The sequence below is a fragment of the Embleya sp. NPDC025285 genome, from assembly GCF_055558835.1.
This window is the reverse complement of record NZ_JBVHLU010000061.1, coordinates 30,863-52,072: the sequence shown is the minus strand read 5'-3', so window position 1 is coordinate 52,072 and position 21,210 is coordinate 30,863. Positions and strand designations below refer to the sequence as shown.

General features: G+C 71.1%; 19 protein-coding genes. 8 read left to right on the top strand and 11 right to left on the bottom strand.

Annotation, left to right across the window (positions count from 1 at the left end):
• The first annotated feature begins 107 nt into the window (after positions 1-107).
• On the top strand, positions 108-1,106 hold the full coding sequence (locus ACZ4FV_RS32920) for a glutamate ABC transporter substrate-binding protein (RefSeq protein WP_465323971.1): 999 nt from the start codon (positions 108-110) through the stop codon (positions 1,104-1,106).
• Here the strand turns inward: ACZ4FV_RS32920 and ACZ4FV_RS32915 are convergent.
• Together ACZ4FV_RS32915 and ACZ4FV_RS32910 are read right to left on the bottom strand one after the other, a co-directional pair.
• Positions 1,094-3,091: a propionyl-CoA synthetase gene (locus ACZ4FV_RS32915; protein ID WP_465323970.1), complete on the bottom strand. Its 1,998-nt coding sequence runs from the start codon at positions 3,089-3,091 to the stop codon at positions 1,094-1,096. The genes ACZ4FV_RS32920 and ACZ4FV_RS32915 overlap by 13 nt on opposite strands.
• 201 nt (positions 3,092-3,292) lie before the next feature.
• Entirely contained in the window at positions 3,293-3,748 is a 456-nt protein-coding gene (locus tag ACZ4FV_RS32910) for a carboxymuconolactone decarboxylase family protein (protein WP_395874072.1), read from the bottom strand.
• Between the two features lie 164 nt (positions 3,749-3,912).
• Between ACZ4FV_RS32910 and ACZ4FV_RS32905 the strand changes: the two genes are divergently transcribed.
• Complete coding sequence (locus tag ACZ4FV_RS32905) at positions 3,913-4,329, top strand: hypothetical protein (protein ID WP_465323969.1); 417 nt, start codon at positions 3,913-3,915, stop codon at positions 4,327-4,329.
• A gap of 22 nt (positions 4,330-4,351) precedes the next feature.
• On the opposite strand, the gene ACZ4FV_RS32900 is transcribed toward ACZ4FV_RS32905, so the two are convergent.
• The 3 genes from ACZ4FV_RS32900 to ACZ4FV_RS32890 all read right to left on the bottom strand — a co-directional run bounded on the left by ACZ4FV_RS32900 (position 4,352) and on the right by ACZ4FV_RS32890 (position 7,672).
• A complete protein-coding gene (locus ACZ4FV_RS32900; protein WP_395874068.1) occupies positions 4,352-5,029 on the bottom strand; it encodes a hypothetical protein in 678 nt (225 codons plus the stop codon).
• A gap of 166 nt (positions 5,030-5,195) precedes the next feature.
• Positions 5,196-6,050, bottom strand: coding sequence for an NAD(P)H-binding protein (locus ACZ4FV_RS32895; RefSeq protein ID WP_402241633.1), 855 nt, complete (start codon positions 6,048-6,050; stop codon positions 5,196-5,198).
• A gap of 182 nt (positions 6,051-6,232) precedes the next feature.
• A complete protein-coding gene (locus tag ACZ4FV_RS32890; protein ID WP_395874064.1) occupies positions 6,233-7,672 on the bottom strand; it encodes an MFS transporter in 1,440 nt (479 codons plus the stop codon).
• A gap of 138 nt (positions 7,673-7,810) precedes the next feature.
• Between ACZ4FV_RS32890 and ACZ4FV_RS32885 the strand changes: the two genes are divergently transcribed.
• A complete protein-coding gene (locus ACZ4FV_RS32885) occupies positions 7,811-8,611 on the top strand; it encodes a TetR/AcrR family transcriptional regulator (RefSeq protein WP_395874062.1) in 801 nt (266 codons plus the stop codon).
• Positions 8,612-8,973: 362 nt separating this feature from the next.
• Complete coding sequence (locus ACZ4FV_RS32880; protein ID WP_402241625.1) at positions 8,974-10,287, top strand: DUF445 domain-containing protein; 1,314 nt, start codon at positions 8,974-8,976, stop codon at positions 10,285-10,287.
• A gap of 142 nt (positions 10,288-10,429) precedes the next feature.
• Here the strand turns inward: ACZ4FV_RS32880 and ACZ4FV_RS32875 are convergent, their stop codons facing one another.
• The 6 genes from ACZ4FV_RS32875 to ACZ4FV_RS32850 form a co-directional block, all read right to left on the bottom strand.
• Positions 10,430-12,034, bottom strand: coding sequence for an acyl-CoA synthetase (locus ACZ4FV_RS32875; protein WP_395874058.1), 1,605 nt, complete (start codon positions 12,032-12,034; stop codon positions 10,430-10,432).
• Positions 12,035-12,456: 422 nt separating this feature from the next.
• Positions 12,457-13,257, bottom strand: a complete 801-nt coding sequence (locus tag ACZ4FV_RS32870; RefSeq protein ID WP_395874056.1) for a crotonase/enoyl-CoA hydratase family protein — start codon at positions 13,255-13,257, stop codon at positions 12,457-12,459.
• Between the two features lie 75 nt (positions 13,258-13,332).
• On the bottom strand, positions 13,333-14,460 hold the full coding sequence (locus ACZ4FV_RS32865; RefSeq protein ID WP_395874054.1) for an acyl-CoA dehydrogenase family protein: 1,128 nt from the start codon (positions 14,458-14,460) through the stop codon (positions 13,333-13,335).
• Positions 14,461-14,493: 33 nt separating this feature from the next.
• Positions 14,494-15,684 carry an acyl-CoA dehydrogenase family protein gene (locus ACZ4FV_RS32860; protein ID WP_395874052.1) on the bottom strand — a complete coding sequence of 397 codons (1,191 nt, stop codon included), beginning with the start codon at positions 15,682-15,684 and terminating at the stop codon, positions 14,494-14,496.
• A gap of 112 nt (positions 15,685-15,796) precedes the next feature.
• Positions 15,797-18,025, bottom strand: a complete 2,229-nt coding sequence (locus tag ACZ4FV_RS32855; RefSeq protein ID WP_395874050.1) for an acyl-CoA dehydrogenase — start codon at positions 18,023-18,025, stop codon at positions 15,797-15,799.
• Positions 18,026-18,266: 241 nt separating this feature from the next.
• A complete protein-coding gene (locus tag ACZ4FV_RS32850; protein WP_395874048.1) occupies positions 18,267-18,761 on the bottom strand; it encodes a pyridoxamine 5'-phosphate oxidase family protein in 495 nt (164 codons plus the stop codon).
• Between the two features lie 154 nt (positions 18,762-18,915).
• Between ACZ4FV_RS32850 and ACZ4FV_RS32845 the strand changes: the two genes are divergently transcribed.
• The 4 genes from ACZ4FV_RS32845 (at position 18,916) to ACZ4FV_RS32830 (ending at position 21,162) form a co-directional block, all read left to right on the top strand.
• Complete coding sequence (locus tag ACZ4FV_RS32845) at positions 18,916-19,731, top strand: SDR family NAD(P)-dependent oxidoreductase (RefSeq protein ID WP_395874046.1); 816 nt, start codon at positions 18,916-18,918, stop codon at positions 19,729-19,731.
• Between the two features lie 102 nt (positions 19,732-19,833).
• Positions 19,834-19,986 (top strand): hypothetical protein, encoded by a 153-nt coding sequence (locus tag ACZ4FV_RS32840; RefSeq protein WP_395874044.1) that lies wholly within the window; start codon positions 19,834-19,836, stop codon positions 19,984-19,986.
• The gene (locus tag ACZ4FV_RS32835; protein ID WP_395874042.1) at positions 19,970-20,245 is read left to right on the top strand and encodes a PIN domain-containing protein; all 276 of its coding nucleotides are present in this window, start codon (positions 19,970-19,972) and stop codon (positions 20,243-20,245) included. Before ACZ4FV_RS32840 ends, ACZ4FV_RS32835 begins: the two co-directional genes overlap by 17 nt.
• Positions 20,246-20,304: 59 nt before the next feature.
• Positions 20,305-21,162, top strand: coding sequence for a 3-hydroxybutyryl-CoA dehydrogenase (locus ACZ4FV_RS32830; protein ID WP_395874040.1), 858 nt, complete (start codon positions 20,305-20,307; stop codon positions 21,160-21,162).
• Positions 21,163-21,210: the final 48 nt, after the last annotated feature.

Below are 21,210 nucleotides of genomic sequence, written 5' to 3'. Positions count from 1 at the left end.
TCGGAGCAATTCGGCCGCGCAAGCCTCGACGCGAACGGGTCCCGGCCGGTTCGCCGACTCGCAGCGGCAACGACTCGCCGGTGCGCACACCGGCACCAGGGAGCGCCATGCATCGGAGAAAGCGTCGAATCGCGAACTCGGCCCCGGCAGTCGTGCTGGCCGCGACCCTCGCCGCGTGCTCCGCCTCCTCGGCCGATGGACCCGCCGACGTGCGGGTCGTCGACCCGGTGATCTCCGGGGCCCACCCGGCGACCCCGGAGGACTACCCCAAGCCCTCCGTCGCGCCGCCCTGCGACCCGCGCCAGAGCCTCACGCCGCCCGGGTCGCTGCCCACCCCCGGAGCGATGCCCGCCGGTTCCACGATGGAGCGCGTGCACCGACGCGGGTACCTGATCGTCGGTGTCGACCAGAACACCCGATTCTTCGGCGAGTTGGACCGACGCAGCGGGCTGATCAAGGGATTCGACATCGAGATGGCCAAGGCCCTCGCCCGGGCGATCTTCGCGGGTCCCGACGACCCCGAGCGGCTGCGCTACAAGGTGATCACCCAGGCCCAGCGCACCGACGTGCTCCGCAACGGGGATGTGGACGTGGTGATCGACACGATGACCATCACATGCGACCGCAAACTCCAGGTGGCCTTCAGCAGCGACTACTACACCGACGGCCAACGCGTCCTGGTGCGCACCGACTCGGGCGTGCGCTCCCTCGCGGATCTGCGCGGCAGGCGGGTGTGCACGGTCCGCGCCACCACGTCGATCGTGTACCTGCGGGACGACCCGGCGGGCGTGCTGCCGTACGCCGTGGAGAACTGGACGGACTGCCTGGTCGCGTTGCAGCAGGGCGAGGTGGACGCGATCTCGACGACGTCGGCGCTGCTCAAAGGACTTCAGGCACAGGACTCCGACACCGAAGTGGTCGGTCCGACCTTCAGCGACGAACCGCACGGCATGGCGTTCCCGTTGGCACACCAGGACTTCGTGCGATTCGCCAACGGGCTGCTGGAGCGGATGAAGCGGGACGGCTCATGGCAGAAGTTGTACGACGCGTGGCTGGCCGGACCGCTGGGGCCGCAGTCCCCGCCGCGCGCCTCCTACGTCGGCTGAACGGTCCCGGTCGCCGGGTCCGGCCCGCCGCCGAGGCCGTCCGGGAAGTCCCGACGACTGCGCGAAGTTCCGCCGGGCGCGCCCTGGTCGGGACGCTCGCCGGTCAGGGTGGGTCGCAGTGTCTCGATGACGGTCGGGTCCTCGATGGTGGAGGGCAGTACGGGCCGTTTGCCGTCCGCGATGTCGCGCATCGTGCGGCGCAGGATCTTGCCCGAGCGGGTCTTGGGCAGCGCCGGGACCACGTCCACCCGGCGCAGGGCCGCGACCGCGCCGATCGTGTCCCGAACCAGGAGCACCAACTCGGCGGACACCTCAACGGGTTCCCGATCGACACCGGCCTTGAGCACGACCAGACCGCGCGGCACCTGGCCCTTGAGCTCGTCGGCCACCCCGATCACCGCGCACTCGGCGACGTCCGGGTGCGCGGCAAGCACCTCCTCCATCGAGCCGGTGGACAGCCGGTGCCCGGCGACGTTGATCACGTCGTCGGTGCGGCCCATCACGTAGACGTAGCCGTCCTCGTCCTTGCGCCCGCCGTCGCCGCTGAGGTAATAGCCGGGAAACGCGGTCAGATAGGACGCCACGTAGCGCTCGTCGTCGCCCCACAGCGTGCTCAGCGTGCCGGGCGGCATGGGCAGTTTGAGCACCACCGCGCCGTCCACGCCGGGCGGCACCTCGACGCCCTGCGGGTCCAGGATCCGTACGTCGTAGCCGGGCACCGGCAGGGTCGGCGAACCGGGCTTGGTGGGATGCGGTTCCAGGCCCATCGGGTCGGCCACGATCGGCCAACCGGTCTCGGTCTGCCACCAGTTGTCCACCACGGGGATCCCGAGCAGGTCGCCCGCCCAGCGGTAGGTCTCCGGGTCGAGCCGCTCGCCCGCCAGGAACAGCGTGCGCAGCGCGGACAGATCGTGTCCGGCGAGCAGTTTCCCGTCCGGGTCCTCCTTCTTGATCGCCCTGAACGCGGTCGGCGCGGTGAACAGCATGGTGGCCCGGTGCTCGGCGGCCACCCGCCAGAACGCGCCCGCGTCCGGCGTGCCGACCGGCTTGCCCTCGTACAGCACGGTGGTGCAGCCGGTGAGCAGCGGCGCGTAGACGATGTACGAGTGGCCGACCACCCAGCCGACGTCGGACGCGGTCCAGCTCACCTCGCCGGGGCGCACGCCGTACACGTTCTCCATCGACCACCGCAGCGCGACCGCGTGTCCGCCGTTGTCGCGCACGATGCCCTTGGGCGGCCCGGTGGTGCCGGAGGTGTAGAGGATGTACAGCGGGTCGCCGGCCGCGACGGGCACACACTCGACGGGTTCGGCCGTCGCCATCGCGGTGTCCCAGTCCAGGTCGCGTTCGGTCACATCGGCGGTGAGCTGGGGACGTTGCAGCAGCACCACCTTGTCGGGCCGGTGCGTCGCCTCGGCCAGCGCCGCGTCCACGAGCGGCTTGTAGGCGATCGTGCGGGTGGGCTCGATCCCACAGGACGCGGCCACCACGACCTTGGGCCGGGCGTCGTCGATCCGCACCGCCAACTCGTGTGCGGCGAAGCCGCCGAACACGACGGAGTGCACCGCGCCGAGTCGGGCGCAGGCCAGCATCGCCACCACGGCCTCGGGCACCATCGGCAGGTACAACACCACCCGATCGCCCCGGCCCACCCCCAGTCCGCGCAGCACGCCGGCGAATCGTGCGGTCAGATCGAGGAGTTCGGCGTAGCTCAGGGTGCGCCGCGTGCCGGTGACCGGCGAGTCGTACACGATCGCGGCCTGTTCGGCGCGCCCACCCGCGACATGCCGGTCCAGTGCGTTGAAGCACGTGTTCAACACGCCGTCCGGGAACCAGCGGTACAGCGGCGCGGCGGAGTCGTCCAGGGCCCGGCTGGGCGGCGTCACCCAGTCGATCGCGGCGGCGGCCTCCAGCCAGAAACCGTCCGGATCGCTCAGGCTGCGCCGATGGGCCGACTCGTACGCCCCGCCAGTGTCGCGGCTCATCCGCGGTTCCTCCCGGTAGTCCGGTCGCGGCACCGGGTGACCGTGCCGTCTCGCCGGCAGGATCCCGACGCGAGGGCCCGAAGTCAAGACGGACGTACTCGCGTTCGAGCACGTGGGCGGCGGGAGCCGTGCCGCGCACGCGGCCCGGAGGGCCGGGAGGTGCTCCCGGCTCCGGGTCCGCGACGTCTCGGCCGCGGTGTCCTACCAGGCGCCGCCCGCGACCTGACGGGTGGCGAGGTTGATTCGGTTCCAGACGTTGACCGAGGCGATGGACAGCAGGAGGCCGCCGAGTTCCTGCTCGTCGTAGTGCTTGGCGGCCTCGTCGTAGATCGCGTCCGGGATCGGGTCGCCGGCGTCGGCGACCCGGGTGACCGCCTCGGTCAGCGCGAGGGCCGCGCGCTCGGCGTCGGTGAAGTACGGGGCGTCCCGCCAACCGGCGACGGTGTCGATGCGCTCGTCCGCCTCGCCGGCCTTGCGCAGGTCGCGGGCGTGCATGTGCACACAGACGCTGCAGCCGTTGATCTGGCTCGCCCGCAGGTTGGCCAGTTCCAGGGTGACCTTGGGAACGCCGGTCTGTGCGGCGGCGGCACCGAGGGCCATCAGCGCCTTCATCGCGCCGGGAACGACCATCGCGGGGTTGCCCATACGTGCTTCCATGGCTGTGCTCCTCGAGAGGTGGTCTCACCGGAGGTTGTGTCCTCGCCTCCGGCTGCCGGCCGTTGCTTTTCGGTCCGACACAGCACTGACGGAGCCCGCCGGCAAAGTGTGACGCCCGAGGAGAGAAAAGTTTTCGCTCCGTGCCGAAGGGGAGGCAGCCCGCGATGGCAACGACCGCCGGTCATTCGGAATGGGCGTCCGACGCCGTCCTGGAGCCGTTGCGGCGCCATCTCAGGGACCCGTCCGCCGAGTTCTGGATCGGACCGGGGTGGTATCGGCTCGCGCTGCGCTGCCACGAGGCGGTGGAGGTGGAGTTCCCCGACTACGAACTCCTCGCCGTCAAGCAGAAGTGGGCGGCGCTCGCCTTCCAGGCCAACCCCCACCCGTGGACCCCGAACGGCACCGCCTGGACCCGGGCCGAATCGACCCGCCTGCACGCCGTGACGGGGGAGTTCGACCGAATCTCCCGAACCGTCTGCGAGAGCTGCGGTCGCCCGGGCACCCTCCGCGGCATGCGCCGACTGCACCTGACCCTGTGCGACGCCTGCGAGACGACGGTGCCGGCCGGCGGGCTCCGGTAGCCCACCGGAGCCGGCTGCGCCGTTACAGGCGGTCGTACCAGCCGGGATGGCTGTTGTGCAGGGCCGCCAGGGCCAGGACTATGCGGGCGTCCACGTGGCCCGGGGGGAGTTCGTACGAGTCGGTGGTGCCGACGCTGCCCAGGTATTCGAAGACGCGGGTGCCGTCGTGGCGCCAGATCGTGCGCAGCGGCAACCTCGGTGCCTTGCCGCCGAGTACAGCCACGGCCATCATCAGGCCCCACAGCGGGCACAACGCCCACCACGCGATCCAACCGAACGTGGTGCCCTTCGCCGCGTGCAGCGTGGGGCCCTCCGCCGGGCGGATCGTCCAGGACGTGCGGCGCAGCCGGCGGATGCTGCCCTGTTCGCGATGCACCGTCGCCAAGTGCTCGCCGGCCGGTCCGGTGACGCTGTACACCGCGTAGTCGGCGGCGGCCGAGTACGTACCCACCGCCGCGATCCGCTGTCGGCGGGCCCGGTCCGCCCACAGGATCAGGTGTCGGGAGGGGGAGCTGCCCATTCCGTCGGTGGGCGCCGCGTCGATGTACGCGATGTCCTCGTAGTGCCGTGCGCCCTGCGGGCGGATCCGGACGATCGGGCCCACCCACGTGTGTTCGGGAACGTCCCTGGCTTCATCAGCCTGGAGCGCGCGGCGTACCTCGATTGCGGCACCCGCGACGGTGTGAAGCGCGACGGTCATGTGCGTCCAGAGTTCGGAAAACGGCCGGTCCGAACAGCAGCGTAGACAGCGCGACAACCCCTTGGGGAGCGAGGGAGCGAGAACTCCACCAAAGCATGGACCGGCCGGCCGGATTGTGCCGGTCCGGCCGGTCCGAAGTGCGGGTATCCGAGCGGTTGTCGGCGATTCAGCCGCGCTGCGGCACGCCGGTCGCGAAGTCCTCGCGGTGGTCGTGGGCCCATTCGCGGAAGGTGCGGCCCGGTCGGCCGGTGATCGCCTCGGTGGTGCCGGACACCGGTTCGGGCTCGACCGCCGACTCCCACAGGTCCAGCAGCGCGTTCGCGTAGCCGGGCGGCATGTGCCGGGTCAGGCCGGCGAGCGCCTCGTCCCGGGTGACCTCGGTGAACGGCAGTTCGCGGCCCAGGACATCGGCCAGGATCGCGATCTGCTCGACGAAGGACAACGATTCGGGGCCGTTGAGGTCGAGTGTCTCGCCGAGGTGGTCGCCGGCCACGAGCACGGCGGTCGCGACGTCGGCGATGTCGTCCTCGTGGATCGGGGCGACCTGGGCATTCGGGTACGGGAGTTGGATCTTGCCGGTGCCGAGAAGCTGGTACTTCCAGCCGATCGCGTTGCCGGCGAAGGCACCGGGACGGAGCACCGTGTACGGGATCCCGGACTCGGCGACCGCGACCTCGACCGCGTGGTGGCTCGCCGCGAGCGGGTTGCCGCTCGGGTCGGGCGCGGCCGTCGAGGCGGAGGACAGCAGCACGATGTGTCGGACGCCGGCGGCCCGCGCGGCGTCGACGAAGGCGGCGATGCCGGCTGCCTCGGCGTACAGGAAGACGCTGGTGACGTCGTGCAACACCGCGGCGGCGTTGTCGGGTTCACGGAGCGAGAGGCGGACGGCTTCGACGCCGGCGGGCGGTTCGAGGTCGGTCGGGTCGCTGCTCGCGATCCGGACGCTGTGGCCGGCGGCGACCAGGCGGGTGAGGACGCCGCGCGCGACACTGCCGCGGGCTCCGGTGACGAGGGTGGTCATGGTGACTCGTTTCCTTGCTGTACGGGTTCTTGGTGGACCGGGCGACGGTCCTTCGTGGACTCGGCGGCCCACGACGGTTCTTCGTGGAACCGGCGGCCCGGGGTTCTTCACGGACCGGCCGGCCGTCGGACCGGACGGGCCGGCCGTCGGACCGCCGGGGAAAGGCAACTCGGGTCGAGGACCTAGCTCTCGTGCGGCCTGGCGTGCCTGGGGAGCAGGAACACCAGGCCGGCGGCAAGCAGGCCGAGGCCGGCCACCGCGAGTGCGCCGACGGCCATGGCGGTGGAGGCGCTGTGGTTTTCGGCGAGCTGGAGGAACAAGGTGGTGATGCCGGCCACGCCGAGTGCGCCGGCGAGTTGTTGCATCGCGGACAACGACCCGGAGGCGCTGCCCAGTTCGTGGTCGGCGACACCGGCCAGGATCACGTCGAACAGCGGGGCGAACACGGCGCCCATGCCGAGGCCGGCGACGAACAACGGGGCGATCAGGTGCACGCCGGTCGTGTCCGAGCCGTAGTGGGTGACCACGGCGGCGAGGGCGATCAGGCCGCTCACGTTGACGCCGGCGCCGATCAGGAGCAGGTTGCGGCCGAGCCTGGGGATCAGTCGGAAGCCCGCGATCGAGGCGACCACGATGCCGACGGCGATCGGGGCGAGGGTGAGACCGGCGGCGAGCGGGCCGAAGTCCAGGTGCAGTTGCACGAACAGGGAGGTGATCAGCATGAAGCCCGCGGTGCCGGCGAAGAAGACGAGGCCGAACAGCATGCCGGAGGTGTAGGCCCGGTTGCGCAGCAGCGTGGCCTCGATCAGCGAGTGGGCGCTGCGGCGTTCGCGCAGGATGAAGCCGGCGAAGGCGGTCAGGCCGGCGCCGAGGCAGCCGAATGTCCAGGCGGGCCAGTCGGCTTCGGGGCCCTGGATGAGCGGGAGGATGACCAGCGTCGAGGCGACGGCCAAGAGCGCGGCGGCGAGCACGTCGATCCGCACGCCGGGGTTCGGGGCGTCCTTGGGGATGTAGCGGAGTCCGCCGAGCACGGCGGCGAGGCCGAGCGGGACGTTCATCAGGAAGATCAGCCGCCAGCCGGTGCCGAACAGGTCGAGGTGGATCAGCGCGCCGGCCAGAATCGGGCCGCCGACGGCGGACAGGCCCAGGATCGGACCGAACGCGGCGAACGCCTTGCCGGTCTCGGCGGGCGGGAAGACCGACTTGAGGATGCCGAAGCCCTGCGGGATGAGCAGGGCGCCGAAGGCACCCTGGGCGATGCGGGCGGAGACCAGTAGTTCCGGCGCCGGGGCCAGGGCGCACAACAGGGACGCCACGGCGAAGCCGCCGGCGCCCAGCAGGAACAATCGGCGTCGGCCCCAGCGGTCGCCGAGTCTGCCGCCGACGACGAGCAGCACGCCGAACGCGAGCGTGTAGCCGGAGGCGAGCCATTGCAACAGCGAAGCACCGCCGCCGAGATCGTCGCGGACGGACGGGCCGGCGACGTTCGTCACGGTGCTGTCGAGCAGGTCCATCACCTCGGCGACGAGCACGATCGCCAGGATCCGCCACCGCCAGGCGTACGCGGCGGGCAGCGGGGGCTCGGTGACGGGGGCGGACGGGTCGACGGTGGTGGTGGTCATCGGTACTCCTCGAAGGGTGGGCGGCGCGGCTCACCGCCCTGCGGAGTGCCGCGCGACGAGCCATGTTCGTGACGAACAGTGTTCGCAACGAACAATGTACGTAGCGAACAGTGTTCCGTCAACGCGTATACTCGGGGCATGGCGAAATCCCCCGGCGAGTCGCGCCCATCCACCCCTGCCGCTCCGGTCAGCCGGCGCACCCGCCCGGCGAAGGCCGCGCTCAGTGCGGACGCGCTCGTGTCCGCCGCGCTCGCGATCCTGGACGCGGACGGCCTGGAGGCGGTGACGATGCGTCGGGTCGCGCAGGCGCTGGACACCGGCGCCGCGTCGCTGTACGTGTACGTGGCGAACCGGGACGAGCTGCTCGCGTTGGTCTACGACCGAGTGCTCGGCGAGATCCCGCTGCCCGCCGTCGCGCCGGTCGGCGAGCCGTTCCCGCACTGGCGCGCGGAGCTGGGCACGCTGATCAGGGAGGCGATCACCGTGCTCGGCGCCCATCGCGGCATCGCGACCGTGGCCTTGGGGGACGTACCGACCGGCCCCAACGCGCTCGCGCTCGCCGAGGCGATCCTGGGTCTGCTGGCCGGCGCGGGCATCGACGACCTCACCCGCTCACTCGCGCTCGACCTGATCAACCTGCACATCACGGCCGCGGGGGCCGAGGAGTCGGCGTACGTCGACAAGGGCGCCGAGGGGCAGACCGAGGAGAGCGCGGTCGCCGCGATGGACGAGGCGTTCGGCCGACTCTCCGCGACGGACTACCCCCACCTGGTCGCCATGCGCAAATCCCTCACCCAGGTCTCCGGCGACGACCGCGACACGTGGGCGATCGAGGTCCTGTTGAACGGCATCCTCGCCACCCCGGCCCCCGACCGACCGACCACCTCGTCCGACGGGTCGCTCGCGGCGCGCCGACCCCGCGCCGCGAGCGACCGGTGAACTGCCCGACCCCTGCGAGCGCCTCCGTGGTGTCCTCATACGCGCCCGCACGGCTCGGCTCGACACCGGATTCGCCGGGAGCGGCCCGGGTCCGCTGCGTCGATCGAACGCTCAGGCCACGTGAAAGGACATGTCGCCGATGTTCACGGTCACGTCGAGGCGACCGCCAGCACGGCCGCATAGGAGCGCAGCGTCTCCAGCTGCACGAGAAGGCAGATCTCCCATGACACCCACCGAATATAATCTTTGGCCCACATTTGTGAGGCCGGTGCGCACACATGACCGTGAGTCGAGTCGCGCGGGACGGCGCGGATCGGTGTCGAAGGGCCCGGGGGCGCGGGCAGATGATCACAATGGGCGTCATGGTTGATCTCGCCGAGTCCTCGTCGCCCGCTCCACGCCGTCCGGATCCGGGCGGCGTGGTTCGTACCGCGTCGGAGCTGGAGAAGCTCCGGGGTGTGCGCCGGATGAAGGTGATCGCCACCGGGTTCCTGGTGTTCGCGACCGTGTTGTACATCCTCGCGCGGTGGGCCGAGGCGCGCGGTGCGGGCGCGTGGGCCGGATATGTGCAGGCCGCCGCGGAGGCCGGGATGGTCGGCGCGATGGCCGACTGGTTCGCGGTGACCGCGCTGTTCCGCCGCCCGCTCGGACTGCCGATCCCGCATACCGCGATCATCCCGACCCGCAAGGACGCGCTGGGGCACAATCTCGGCGAGTTCGTCGGGGAGAACTTCCTCTCCGACTCGGTGGTACGGCAACGACTGAGCCGGATGGAGGTGTCCCGGCGGGCCGGCACCTGGCTGGCCGCTCCCGGGCACGCCGAGCGGGTGACCGACCAACTGGGCGCGCTGGCCCGCGCGGCACTGACCGTGCTGCGCGACGAGGACGTGCAGAGCGTGTTCGGACAGGCGATCACCCGTCGGGTGTCCGCGCAGGCCGTCGCCCAGCCGATCGGCGAACTGCTCGACCGGCTGGTCCGCGACGGCGCGCACCGGGGCCTGGTCGACCTGGTCGCGGTGAAGGCGCACGACTGGCTGGAGCAACATCGCGAGGCCGTCCTGCGAGTGGTCAACGAGGAGTCGCCGGGCTGGTCGCCGCGCTTTCTCGACCGGCAGATCGCCAACAAGGTGCATCGCGAACTGGTCCGGTTCGCGGGCGCGGTGCGGGACGACCCGGAGCACCCGGCCCGACTCGCGGTGGACAACTTCCTCGCCGAGGTGGCCCGCGACCTCCAGCACGATCCGCGGATGATCGCCCAGATAGAGGGGTTGCGGGACCGCACCATCGCGCACCCGGCGGTCCAGGAGTTGATCGCGTCGGTGTGGGGCGCCGCGCGCGCCATGCTCGTCGAGGCCACCGAGGACCCGAACAGCGAACTGCGCAACCGGGTCACCGCGGCCGTGCGCTCGCTGGCCGGTCGGCTCGCCGAGGACGCGCGCGTGCGCGACAAGGCCGATCGGTGGATCGAGCAGGCCGCCGCGTACGTGGTGACCACCTACCGCGACGAGATCACCGCGCTGATCACCGACACCGTCGGCGCCTGGGACCCGAAGGAGACCAGCCGCAAGATCGAGATCAACGTCGGACGCGACCTGCAGTTCATCCGGATCAACGGCACCGTCGTGGGCGCACTCGTCGGCCTGCTGATCCACACCCTGACCCAGGTATTGAGCTGACCCGAGGTGCTCGACCGCGGGCCCGGGTCGGCCGAGCACCCGGTTGCCCGGCCGACCCGGGCCCGGTTCCGCGTACGGCATCGCACCCGACCCGCCTGCCTGCCTGCCCCGCCTGCCTGCCGACCGCGCCCGATCCACCCGCCTACCCGGACAGTTCCTCCGCGCGTGCCTTCGCCGCCCGCAGGTCCACCTTGCCCGCCGCCGTGCGCGGGATCGATTCGACGAAGTGGATGCGCTTGGGCGTCTTGTATCCGGCGATCCGGGTCCGGGCGTGCGCGGTGATCGCCTCCGGCGTCGGGTCGGTGCCCTCGCGCACCACCACGAGCGCGGTGACCGCCTGGCCGAAGCGCGGGTCCGAAACGCCCACCACGACCGCGTCGAACACGTCGGCGTGCGACTTCAACACGTTCTCCACCTCGTCCGGATAGACCTTCTCGCCACCGGTGTTGATCGTCGCGCTGCCACGCCCGAGCAGGGTGATGCCGCCGTCCTCCTCCAGCAACGCGAAGTCGCCGGGCAGCACCCAGCGGCGCCCGGCCGCGTCCCGGACGAAGGTGGCCCGGGTCTTCTCGTCGTCGCCGTGGTAGGCGAGCGGGATGTGTCCGCTGACGGCCAGTCGGCCGACGTCGCCCGAGCCCGGCTTCACCGGCACCAGTCGGTCGTCGAGCACGGTCGTGGTGTCCGAGGAGGCGAACCGCGTGGCGGCGCCGACCGCGCCGGTCTGCCGCATGGCGGCGCCGGTCTCGGACGCGCCGAAGCTGTCGATCACGAAGATGCCGGTCTGTTCCAGCGCGGTGCGCACCGAAGCGCTCATCGGCGCGCCGCCGTTGCTGATCGCCTTGAGCGCGGACAGGTCGTGGGTGTCCGGGTTGGCCGCGAGCCAGTCCGCCAGCGGCCGGCCCATGCCGTCGCCGACCACCGCCATCGACAACGCCCGCTCGCGCGACGCGAGCGCCATCACGGCGTCCGGGTCGAAGGCCCGGCCGGTCCACATCAGGTACGTGTTGCCCATGTAGAAGGTGTTCCACATCGACCACTGCCCGCCGCCGTGCATCATCGGCGCCAGGCCCAGCGTGGTCAGCCCCGCCGACTCCCGGACCGTGTCCCCCAGTTCGTCGGGCCTGGCCAACTTCGGCCGGCCGCCGCGACCGGCCTGGAGGGCCGCGAAGAAGATGTCCTCGCCGCGCCACAGCACACACTTGGGCATGCCGGTGGTGCCGCCCGTGTACAGGCCGTACAGGTCGTCCGCGGTGCGCGCGTCGAAGTCGCGGGCGGGCGAGGCCGCCGCGAGCGCGTCCTCGTAGCCGACGGTGTCCTGGGTCGGTTCGGTCGAGCCGTCCTCCAGGATCAGCACGTGCCGCAGCGCCGGGAAGTCCGCCCGGATCGCCGTGGTGGGACCGGCGAACGAGCGCTCGGCGACCACCGCGACCATGCCCGAGTTCTCGTACAGGTAGCGCAGTTCCGCCTCGACATAGCGGTAGTTGATGTTGATCGGCACGGCGCGCGCCTTGTGGCAGCCGATCATCGCCTCGACCCACTCCGCACGGTTCCACGCGTGGATCCCGACGAACTCGCCCGGCCGGATCCCGACCCCGAGCAGGTGGTGCGCGAACCGGTTCGCCCGCTCGTCGAGTTGACGGTACGTCAGTCGGACCTCGCCCGCGATCAAGGCGGTGCGGTCGGGAATCGCGTCCACCACGATCTCGAAGAGATCGGCGAGGTTGAACGACGGGCTGACGGGCGTCATGGTCGGCTCCCACGGCGGATGAACGGATGCTTCCGAAGCCGGATCCGAGGCACGGATCCGATCCGGATCGAAGCAGGGATGGGCCAACTTACCCTTGACTCGATCAAAAGAATAGGTTCGCCACGGCCGCCCGACGGCAGCGCAGCCCCCCGTCCGGCCGGGCCGACTCCGGACACGATCCGGCGAAGACCGCCCGGAACGTCCCCTTCCGGCGGAAGCTTCTCGCGACCGCTCGGCGTGCCGGCTCGGTCGAAATCGCCCGGGACATCCGCGCCCGCCGGGCTCCGGAATCGGGCCGAGATTTCCCCGTCATCCGACGCAACCCGGGTGAGCTCGCGCGCGTGAACATGATGAGGACCCGCCGGGGGATTGCCGTCCCTGACCCGGCGGGCCCGTTCATGCCGAAGTCTTCCGATGGCACATCACGTGCCCTTGAACTCCGGAGTCTTCTTCTCCGCGAAGGCTCGCGGACCGATCTTGGCGTCGTCGCTCATGAATACCCGCATTCCGATCTGCGACTCCAGCTTGAACGCATCTTCCTCGGTCAACTGGTCGGTTTCACGCAGAACGCGCAGGACCGCCTGAACGGCGATCGGACCGTTGGCGGCGATCTGGTGGGCGATCTCCTTCGCCTTCTCCAGCGCGCCGCCGTCCGGCACGACGTGTCCGATCAGACCGAGCTCCTTGGCCTCGGGCGCCTTGATGTGGCGGCCCGTGAGCAGCAGGTCGGCGGCGACAGTGTACGGAATCTGGCGGCGCAGGCGCACCGCCGACCCACCGAGCGGGAACAGGCCCCAGCGGACCTCGGAAACGCCGAAGCGCGCCGACTCGCCGGCGACCCGGATGTCGGTGGCCTGGAGGATCTCGGTGCCGCCCGCGATGGCGGGGCCCTCGATCGCGGCGATCAGGGGCTTGGTGAGGGTGAAGCCCTTGAGGACCCACTTCATCACGGACATGTCCATGGCCGGCTTGCCTTCGCCGCCCTTGAACGCGTCGCCGGGCGCACGCCGACTCATCGCCTTGAGGTCGGCGCCCGCGCAGAACGCGCCGCCGGCACCGGTGAGGATGGCGACCCGGATCTCCGGGTTGTCGTTGACCTCGTCCCAGGCGGCCTCCAGGATCTCGATCATCTCGCCGGTGACCGCGTTGCGGGCCTCGGGCCGGTTCATCGTGATGATCAGGACGTGGCCGTCCCGCTCGACCAGGGCGTGGGGTTCGCTCATGTCTGTTCGTCTCCAGGAATCACAGGGGTGCGGCGCCGACGCGGCGGCGCCGAAGGCGTGCTCGGGAAAACCGGGTCAGGCGAACTCGCCCGCGGCGGTCGCGGCGAAGCCGGCGCCGATCCGCAGCGCCTGCTCGGTCGCGCCGCCGAGCGAGAGTTCGAGCTGCTTGGCGTGGTTGAAGTAGCGGTGTACGAAGTGCTCCTCGGCCACGCCCATGCCGCCGTGCACGTGGACCGCGGCGTGCGCGACCCGGTGTCCGCCGTCCGCGGCCCAGAACTTCGCGGTGGCGATCGCCTCGGCCGCGTCCAGCCCCTCGGCCTCCTGCCACGCGGCCTGCCACGTGGTCAGCCGAATGCCCTCGACGTCGATGTACGCGTCGGCCAGGCGGTGCCCGACCGCCTGGAACGAGCCGATCGGGCGCTTGAACTGCACCCGCTCGCTCGCGTACTTCGCGGTCTCGCGCATCGCCTTCTCGGTCACCCCGAGCTGGGTCGCGCACAGCGCCAGGGTGGCCCGGTCGCGCAGGTCGCGAGCCGCGTCGGGGCCGCCCAGCGGAGTGCCCACGGCGTGCTCCAGGGTGACCAGACCGGCGATCTCCTTGGCGGTGGTCAACTGGGGCTCGATCCGGACCCCCTCGGCCTTCGGGTCGACCAGGAACACCCCGCCGTGACCCGCCACGTCCGCGGACACCAGGATCAGGTCGGCCACGGTCGCGACCGGCACCCCGGTCTTGACCCCGTCCAGGTGCCAGACCCCGTCCGTGCGCACCGCCTTGGTGGCGGGCGCGGCGCCGTCCCGACCGAACGGCTCGGCGAGCGCGTAGGTCAGGATCCGCGAGCCGTCCACGGCGCCCGGCAGCCAGGCCGCCTTCTGCTCGTCCGTACCCATCCGGTTCAGGATCGAGGCGGCGACCGCGATCGAGGGCCCGAACGGCACCGGCGCCAGCGTGCGGCCGATCTGCTCCAGGATCAGGCACTGCTCGAAGACGCCGTAGCCCGAGCCGCCGAACTCCTCGGGCAGCCCGATCCCGAGCAGGTTGGCCTTGGCCAGCTCCGCCCACAGGTCGCGGTCCAAGCGCGGCTCGCCGCCCTCCTCGACCCGCTTGTCCAGCGCGGTGAGCGCCTCGTGGGTGACCCGCTCGCCGAGGATCCGCCCCGCCAGGCCCACCAGGTCCTGCTGTTCTTCCGTGTAACCGAAGTCCATTTCACCTGTCCTTGTCAGCGTGGTGACGGCGGGTCAGCGGGGCGGTCGCGGCAGGCCGAGGCCCAGCATCGCGATCATGTCGCGCTGTACCTCGTTGGTGCCGCCGCCGAAGGTGAGGATGAGCGCGGTGCGGTGCATCTTCTCCAGTCGGCCGCGCAGCAGAGCACCGGGTGAGTCCTGCTGGAGGTAGGCGTCCTCGCCCATGCACTCCATCAGCAGCCGGTATGCCTCGGTGGCGAACTCGGTGCCGAAGATCTTGGTCGCCGAGGCGTCGGCGGGGCCGACCTTGGTGCCGTGGTCGACCGACCAGGCGATCTTCCAGTTGACCAGCTTGAGGAACTCGACCTTGGCGTGCACCCGGCCGAGGTTGGCCTGCACGTGCTCGCGGTCGATCACCCGGGAGCCGTCCGGCAGCACCGTCTGCTCGGCCCAGCGCCGGGTCTCGTGCAGCGCGAGCTGGATGCCCGCGGCCGAACACAGCGCCACCCGCTCGCGGTTGAGCTGGCCGGTGATCAGCTTCCAGCCGCCGTTGAGCTCGCCGACCATCGCGGAAGCGGGCACCCGGACGTTCTCGTAGAACGTCTGCGACGTGGTCTGGCCGCCCATCGTCTTGATCGGGGTCCAGGAGAAGCCCTCGGCGTTCGTGGGCACCAGGAACATGGTCAGGCCCTTGTGCCGCGGCGCGTCGGGGTCGGTGCGCGCGGCCAGCCAGACGTAGTCCGCGACGTGGATCAGCGAGGTCCACATCTTCTGGCCGTTGATGATCCAGTCGTCGCCGTCCCGAACCGCCTTGGTGGTCAGGGCGGCCAGGTCGGTGCCCGCGCCCGGCTCGGAGTAGCCGATCGAGAAGTGCATGTCGCCGGTGAGGATCTTGGGCAGGAAGAAGTCGCGCTGCTCCTGCGTGCCGTACTCCATCAACGTCGGGCCGACGGTGTTGATGGTCAGCAACGGCACCGCCGCGCCGGCCAGGGTGGCCTCGTCGGTGAAGATCAGCTGTTCCAGCATCGTGCGGTCCTGGCCGCCGTATTCCTTGGGCCAGCCGATGCCCAGCCAGCCGTCCTCGCCCATCTGCTTGATGACGCGGCAGTACGCGCCGTCCTTGCCCGTCAGGCTGGTCTCGCCCGCGGCCTGCTCGGCCCGGATCTCCGGGGTCATGATCCGCGCGAAGTACTCGCGCAGTTCCCGCCGCAGGTCCTCCTGCTCGGGTGTGTAGGTGATGTGCACGTGATCTCCCTGGTAGCCGTGGAAAGCACTGACAGCCGGTGGTCGATCGCCGGTTGCCGGGACGCGAAGCCGATCGCCGGGGCCGGCCCGGCGCGGGCGGGGCGCCGTCGGATCAGCCTCTGGGCAGGCCCAGGATGCGTTCGGCGACGACGTTGAGCTGGATCTCCCGGGTGCCGCCACCGAGCAGGACCGCCGGCAGCGAGAGGTAGGCGGTGAGCAGTTCGCCCCCGAGGTCGTCGTGATGGGTGCCGCCCGCGCCGATCCGGTCCAGGCGCGCGGTGACCACGGCCCGCTGGTGTTCGGTGACCGCGAGTTTGAGCACGCTGGAGGCCGCGCCCGGGTTGAGCCCGGACAACTGCTGCAGGGTCGAGCGCAGGGTCAACGCGCGCAGCGCGAAGTGCTCCGCCGCGAAGCCGCCCAGCCGGCTCGCCACCGCGGTGTCCGCCCACGCCGCGCCGGTCTCGCCGAGGTCGGCGAGCAGCTTGCCGAACGCCTGCATGCCCGGCCCGCCGGCGATCATCACCCGCTCGTTGGCGAGCGTGGTGCGGGCGATCCGCCAACCCGCGTGCACGTCGCCGACCACCTGGTCGTCGGCCACGAACACGTCGTCGAGATAGACCTCGTTGAACTCCGATTGACCGTTGGACTGCTTGAGCGGGCGCACGTCGATCCCGGGCGTGGCCATGTCCACGATGAAGTACGTGATGCCCTTGTGCTTGGGCGCGTCCGGGTCGGTGCGGGCCAGGCAGATGCCGAAGTGCGCTTCGTGCGCCTTGGAGTTCCACACCTTCTGGCCGTTCAGCCGCCAACCGCCGTCGACCTTGGTCGCCCGGGTGCTCAGCGACGCCAGGTCGGAGCCGGCGCCCGGCTCGCTGAAGAGCTGGCACCAGACGATGTCGCCGCGCAGCGTGGCCGGCACGTAGGCGTCGCGTTGTGCGTCGGTGCCGTGCGCCATGATCGTGGGCAGCGCGAACTCGCCGATGATCGTGCTCGGCGGGGTCAGCCCGATCCGGGCGAACTCCTGCTGGATGACCACCTGTTGGGCGGGGCTCGCGGCGATCCCGTAGGGCTTGGGGTAGTGCGGCGAGACGTAGCCGAGTTCGGCCAGGCGTCGCCGACGGGCGGGTTCGGCGAGGGCGTTCGCCTCGGTCAGGTGCGCGGCCACCTCGGTCCGGAAGGCGGCGATGGCGCCCTCGTCGAGTTCGAGGTCGAAGCGCCGGGTGGGGCCGCCGCCGACGCTCTCCAGCGCGGCCCGGCCGAGTTGTGCGGTCCACTCCCCCGACGGGCCCAGCCACTGGGCCAGGAAGACCGCGCGGCGCCAGTACAGGTGGATGTCGTGTTCCCAGGTGAAGCCGATGCCGCCGAGCATGGTGATGCAGTCCAGCGCGACCTCGCGGGCGAGCGGCAGACAGACCACGGCGGCCTCGGCGGCGGCCAGGCGCAGTTGCTCGTCGGCGTCCTCGGCGGTGTCGTCGGCGGCCCGGGCCGCGTCCCAGGCCGCGGCGGTGGCCAGTTCCAGCCGGGTGAACAAGGTGGCGGCCTTGTGCTTGATCGCCTGGAACGAGCCGACCGCGACGCCGAACTGCTCGCGGATCTTGACGTAGGCGAGCGCGGTCTCGAAGCACCAGCGGGCCACGCCGACCGCCTCGGCGGCGGCGAGCACGGCGGCCAGGTCGCGCACCCGGGCGGTAGTGATGCCGGTCAGCACCTGGGACGCGGTGATCTCCAGGTTGTGCGTGCGCACCCGGGCCACGCCGCGGGCGAGGTCGACCGGGTCCAACGGGGTGACCCGGATGGTCTCCTTGTTGTCGGGCTTGACCACGAACCAGATCTGCTCGTCCCGGCCGGGGTTGGTGTCGGTGCGCGCGCCGAGCAGCAGGTAGTCGGCGCCGACCGCGCCCAGGACCGGTTCGGCGATGCCGTTGATCTCCCAGCCGACCTGGGTCTGATGCGCGGTCAGGCCCGGCGCGACGGCGACCGCGCCGGTGACGCCCTCGGCGAATCGCGGCAGCAGGGCCTTGCCGACCTCGGGCGCGGCGTGCCGGGCCAGGACGGCGCCGGTCAGCACGGTGGACAGGTACGGGCCGGGCAGCAGGCCGCGGCCGGCCTCCTCGAGGGCGACGGCGAGTTCGAGGATGCCCGCGCCGGAGCCGCCGTGCTCCTCGGCGAGGTGGACGGCGGTCAGACCCTGGCCGACCAGGGCGTCCCAGCAGTCCGGGAGGGCGCCGGCGGACAGGTCGTCGGCGGCCCGGCGGGTGGCCTCGATCGAGGCGTGGCGAGCGACGAAACCGGCGACCGATTCCGCGAACGCCCGGTGCTCGGTGGCGAATCCGATCGGCACTGTGTACTCCCTCACCAATACTTGTCTCGATCAAGTAAGCGGACAGGCTACCTGACTGGATCCGGCGTCGCCAGATCCGCGTCCGGCCGGACCGGCTCACCGGCGTCCACACCCACGTGCGCATCGGCGTTCGCACCGCCTCCGCGCCCGGACGCCGCGCCACACACGCCGCACCCACCGCACCCGCCGCGCCCGTCGGCCCCTCGGCCGCCGTTCCGTCGCCCGGGTACGGACGCGCCGGTCAGCTCGGGCGCGTGGACGGCAGCCCGAGCTTGCGGTGGTCCCAGGAGACGACACGGTCCGGGACGACCTTGATCACCACGCGCTTGTTCAGCATCATCTCCACGGCCGGGCGCATCTCCTCGGTGTACGGCGCCGCGTAGCGGCCGAACACGCTCACCCCGAGCTCCCAGATCCGCTCCGGCTCCTCGACCACCTCGGCCTTGCCGACGATGGACACGCCGCGCAGTTCCTCGTAGTACTCGCCGGCCTCGACCAGGCACGTGATGGTCGGGTTGCGGCGCACGTTGAGCACCTTCTGCGCACGGGCCTTGCTCTCCAGGCCGACCTCGCCCTCGATGAAGCCGTACCACATGCCGACCGAGTGGATGCTGCCGTCGGCGTTGAGCGTGGACATGGTCATCGAGTGCCGCTCGGCCAGGAAGTCGGCGATCTCCTGCTCGGTCATCCGGACCCGGTCGCGCTGCTTGACGCCGTGTCCCATGTGCTCGCCCATGCCGAACCCCTTCGCTCTCGTTCATCCGGGATTTTTATTGCCTGGGTCAAACATTGCCACGCCGAGAGGATGATTGACAGACCGTCAGTTCCGGTCCGGGCCAACTCCCGAACCATGATTGACAGTGCGTCAGGTCCTGCCTAGCGTCGGCGCCATGACCCGAACCGACGACTCCGAGGTACCCGACTACCCGGCCCGACTCCGACTCGACGGACGCGGCGTGGTCGTGCTCGGCGCGGGCCAGGGCATCGGCCGGCAGACCGCGCACGCGCTCGCCCAGGCGGGCGCGCGGGTGTTCGCGGTGGACCGCGAGCCGGACCTGGCCAAGGACATCGCCGAGGAGGTCGACGGCCTCGCGTGGTCCGGCGACGCCACCTCGCGCGCGGACGTGACCCGGCTGTGGGCCGACGTCGGGGCACGGCTGGGCCGAGCCCACGCGATCGTCGACATCATCGGCATGAGCCGGTACGCCGACCTGCTCTCCACCACCGACGAGGACTGGACCTGGCACCAGGACATCGTGCTCCGGCACGCGCTGCTCGCGCTGCAACTGGGCGGCGCGCACCTGGCCGCGCACGGCGGCGGCGCGATCACCTTCGTCGCCTCGGTCTCCGGCCAGACCGGCGCCCCGATGCACGCGGCCTACGGCGCGGCCAAGGCGGGCCTGATCTCGCTGGTCCGCTCGGCCGCGGTGGAACTGGGCCCCCGCGGCGTCCGGGTCAACGCGGTCGCCCCCGGCGTGGTCTGGACCCCCCGCGTATCGGCCTACCTCGGCGAACCCGGCCGCGCCGCCAACGCCGCCAACGCCCCCCTGCGCGATGTGGCCCTGCCCGCCGACATCGCCGGCCCCCTCCTCTTCCTCACCGGCGACCTGTCCCGCTACATCAGCGGCCAGATCCTGACCGTGGACGGCGCGGTCGGCGCCAAGTTCCCCTACCCACTCCCGGACATGGAGACGGCCCCGCACTGACGACGGCGCACCGTTCTCGCTCCTTCGGGTGCACCAAGATCACGCTCAGGGCGACTTTGTGCTCGGGTTGCCCGAGGAGTACGAGCCCCCGAAGGACCCGCGGTGACCCAGGATCTGTATCTTGCGGACACCTCGGCGCTCGTCCGGTTCTACCGCAAGCAGACCAGCGAAGCATGGCACGAGCCATTCGCGGCCGGACGCGGCGGCTTGTGCGAACCGATCCGGCTCGAGTTTCTGCGTGGCGTGGGTGGATAACGCGGCATACGAAGCGCTCGATCGGTTCACCAGCGAGATGCTGCCCCACTTTCACGTACCGGATTCCGTATGGACGGAAGCCGCGGCGCTGCAACTCCGCCTCGGGGAGAAGTCACAACACGAATGCGCGAGTGTCGTGGATCTCGTGGTCGCGATCACGGCGGCCCGACACAACCTCGTAGTGCTGCACGCGGACCGCGACTTCGACGTCATCGCCGAGCTCACCGGGCAACCTGTCCGGCGCATCGACGCCCGTTGACGCTCACCTGAGAGGATGCCGAGGAGGCTGACGGCAGCAAGTGGAGCGAGGAGTACGCGGTGTCCGATGTACGGCGTGTAGGGGTGGTAGGGGCCGGGCTGATGGGGTCCGGGATCGTCGAGGTCTGTGCGAAGGCCGGGCTGGACGTGTTGGTGGCGGAGACCGGCAAGGCCGCGGCGGAGGCCGGGCAGGCTCGGGTGACCAAGTCGATCGATCGCGGGGTGAAGGCGGGCAAGCTCGCCGAGGCCGATCGGGACGCGGCGCTGGCCCGGATCACCTACACCACCGACCTGGGCGACTTCGCCGACCGGGACATGGTGATCGAGGCCGTGGCCGAGCTCGAAGAGGTCAAGACGCAGATCTTCGCCACGTTGGACAAGGTCGTGGTGCGCGAGGACGCGATCCTGGCGTCGAACACGTCCTCGATCCCGATCATGAAACTCGGCATGGCCACGGCCCGGCCGCAGCAGGTCGTCGGGATCCACTTCTTCAACCCGGTGCCGGTGCAGAAGCTGGTCGAGCTGGTGCCCTCGCTGCTCACCGACGAGCGCACCGCCGCCCGCGCGGAGGCGTTCGCGAGCGAGGTGCTGGGCAAGACGGTGATCCGCTCGCAGGACCGCGCCGGCTTCGTGGTCAACTCGCTGCTCGTGCCCTATCTGCTCTCCGCGATCCGGATGTTCGAGTCCGGTTTCGCGTCGGCGGAGGACATCGACAACGGCATGGTGCTCGGCTGCGCGCACCCGATGGGTCCGCTGCGGCTGACCGACCTGATCGGTCTGGACACGATCAAGGCGGTCGCGGACAGTCTCTACGACGAGTTCAAGGAGCAGCTCTACAGCTCGCCGCCGCTGCTGCTGCGCATGGTCGACGCGGGGCTGCTCGGCAAGAAGAGCGGGCGCGGCTTCTACCAGTACTGAGCCGGCACCCGGAACGCGCCTCGGGGCGGCCCCGCGTGGGGCCGCCCC